The organism is Paraburkholderia sp. J41, assembly GCF_905220235.1.
Classification (GTDB): Bacteria; Pseudomonadota; Gammaproteobacteria; order Burkholderiales; family Burkholderiaceae; genus Paraburkholderia.
Genome location: NZ_CAJMZE010000088.1, coordinates 1 through 1,142, shown reverse-complemented (window position 1 = coordinate 1,142; position 1,142 = coordinate 1). Strand labels below are relative to the sequence as shown.

Annotated in this window: 1 protein-coding gene; it reads left to right on the top strand. The window is 59.3% G+C overall.

The genetic code is table 11. The features are described from left to right. Window positions 1-729: 729 nt before the first annotated feature. Window positions 730-1,068, top strand: coding sequence for a hypothetical protein (locus U5805_RS31530; RefSeq protein ID WP_322107399.1), 339 nt, complete (start codon window positions 730-732; stop codon window positions 1,066-1,068). Window positions 1,069-1,142 lie beyond the last annotated feature (74 nt).

The following is a 1,142-nucleotide window of genomic DNA, read 5'->3' as shown; positions in this document are numbered from 1 at the left end:
GTCGAATACCGGCTTGTTGCCGTACGTGAGTGCCTTTGCCTGTTTGTCTGTGAGTGCCATTATTAGCCCATCGCGAAACGCCGGATGGGAGCAAACGAGTATAAACTCGAACGCACTAAAAGATAGACTAAACTACTGAAAGTAAAGGAGGATTCAAACTGGAGCGAACCGGAATGCACTGGATTTTGACGGTCCGTCTCCGCCGGAAATAGCGGTGGAAACCTCGCAAGTCGAAGGACTTGCGGGGTCTTTCTTTTGTGGCTTCATTTGTGTCGCGCAGATGGCAGATTCGCGAACGGTTGTAGCGGATATCCACGAGAAACTACCTGCGCCCGCGATGATGATCAGGATTCCCAGGTAAATTGCGACGGCGTGGTTTAACGGCACGCGGCGTGCTGACGCAATCCGGCGAATTAGCACCTGATATTCAAACGCAATATTCGAACCGGCCGGCCAAGCCAAAAGTTTCTCGCGCCCGCGCCGTTAAATTGAATGCGTCGGTGCGGCGCTGGTGCAGGCGTAGGTGCGCCTGCGACTTCGGCGGCGGATCACCGGGAGCGGTGCTATTCTCGCGGGCGTCGGTGCTATCAGCGTGCCGGTGTAACCAGACGTAACGCGGACGCGCATTGTGCAGGGTTGTGCATCAGTTATTACAAGTTTGAAATATGCGCCGCCAAGCCCTGCGCTATATTGGCTTCAACCAAAACATCAAACCCGAAAGGTGAGTCCATGAAGTTCCCACATGTCGTTGCAGTGATGCTCGGGGGCTTGGCCATTGGCGCGTCGAGCGCTGCGATGGCCCACGTGAGCGTCGGCGTCAACATCGGCATTCCCGCCCCGGTTTATGTCGCGCCGCAGCCGGTCTACGCACCGCCGCCGCCTCCGCCCGTCGTCTATCAACCGGCGCCGGTTTATGCGCAGCCGGCCATCGTGATCGGCTGGCACGGCGACCGTTACTGGGACGGCCGCCGCTACTGGGCGCGCGACGACTGGTATCGCCACCACGGCGGCTACGGCCCGGGCCGCGGTCACTGGGATCACGGCGGTCCTCCGGGACACTGGCGCTAAGCTGCTTTTACCTGCATCGTGCGACGCGTTTCATCGGCGTCGCGTGCAAAAGAAAAGCCGCCCACAGGGCGGCT

Coding starts and splice junctions, on each gene's coding strand:
- U5805_RS31530 (WP_322107399.1), top strand. CDS start 730: ATGAAGTTCCCACATGTCGTTGCAGTGATGCTCGGGGGCTTGGCCATT.